2 protein-coding genes are annotated in these 1,411 nt (G+C 59.3%); both read right to left on the bottom strand.

The window, feature by feature from the left end:
* Window positions 1–518, bottom strand: a 518-nt coding sequence (locus AC1Q7F_RS32555; protein WP_492512701.1) for a nucleotidyl transferase AbiEii/AbiGii toxin family protein, incomplete at its 3' end; no start/stop codon positions are given.
* Window positions 505–1,344, bottom strand: a complete 840-nt coding sequence (locus tag AC1Q7F_RS32550; RefSeq protein ID WP_492512700.1) for a type IV toxin-antitoxin system AbiEi family antitoxin domain-containing protein — start codon at window positions 1,342–1,344, stop codon at window positions 505–507. The genes AC1Q7F_RS32550 and AC1Q7F_RS32555, both read right to left, overlap by 14 nt.
* Window positions 1,345–1,411 lie beyond the last annotated feature (67 nt).

Here is a 1,411-nt window from a genome sequence, read left to right as displayed (position 1 = left end):
AGGTCCCTGATGTCGAACAGATCCCGCGGATGTTGCCGGTCGAGTGCCGCCACGATCTTTCCGGCATAAAGATCAGCAAACGAGACGACCTGTATTTCGGCAAAGCCGAAAACCTCCTCCACCGCAGCTGACACGGAGCGCAGTTCCGGTGCGAAGACGCAGCCGCGCAGGACGGGCGTCACCTCGATCTTGATCTGGGCATCCCCCCGCTGCACGGTCAGCTTCGTAACGACCGGCTCGCGCACATTCAGAACTTCGGTGACGTGCGCCCCCCGCAGTCCCTTGCGGATGGAAGCGGCAATCCGCTTCATGCCTGCATCAATCGCAGACAGGGATTCCGGGCGCCCGGCCACCGGCAGATAGGTCAGGTCGATGTCGACCGACAGGCGGGGCATGTCGCGGACAAACAGGTTGATCGCCGTGCCGCCCTTCAGGGCGAAATCCTCTTCCGCCGCAACGAATGGCATCACGGCGACCAGGAGTGCGACCTGCGCCCTATAGCGATCAGACAGGGGCACCGAGATCCTCCGGCACGGTTATCAGATACTTCGGATCAAGCCGGCCACCCTTGACCAGCATGCGCTTGCCGCTGCCGAGCGACACACGGTCCCGATTAATCCGGGTGAGCCAGCGATGGCCATGTCTTTCGGCAAACCAGAAGAACAGCCGCTTGGCCTTTACGCTGCGGCAATCTTCCAGCAGCCTTTGGAGACGGGTCGGACTGAGCGTGCGCAGTCCCTCCGCGATCACATCGACATTATGGAATGTCTCGCGCTTCGGCAGTTCGTCCAGCAATTCCAGAAAAGCCCGCTCAGGTGTGGAAACCAGCAGAGGCCATTGCGTGTTCATGGATAGCGGGCGAACCTGGTCCCCGGTTCGTTTATACTCATCGCCGTCATCACCACCAGCCAGGCTGAGCGGACCTTCTGCGACAGCCTCTGCATTGAACAAGGTCTGAGCCTTGTGGAAGATAAAACGCTCTTTGAAAGGTAGCTTCGCAAGCCAGCCTGGCGGAGGTTCGTCACCATAGAGGTGGATGCTTGTCGGCCCGCTGGCGGAGACGTAGTGACCAAGCCCTTGCAGTTCAAGCGCGGTCCGGCCGCCCACGATCAAGGGATGCTTCATCAATGCTTGCAATGAGATGACGGCTCTTTCCCAGGTCAGCTTGCCAATTGGTCGCTTGTAGGTGCCACGAACCGGCTGTACCAGCCAGCCAGCTGCGACATACTGACTGCGGAGGCTGGTCGAATAGCCGTGCCGCTCCATCCAGGCTGCATCCACCAGCAGACCGTCGGGGAGCGTCCGCTCCAGTAAGTTTAGCTTTCCTATGTTTCGCCCAGTCATGCTTGGCAAAATAGCATAGTTTCAAACCGCGCATCAAGGTTCAGATCTTGAGCCATTTACAAAGTGT

The organism is Niveispirillum sp. GW835-FHT14G11 (assembly GCF_058793615.1).
This window is presented reverse-complemented; position numbering and strand designations above follow the sequence as displayed.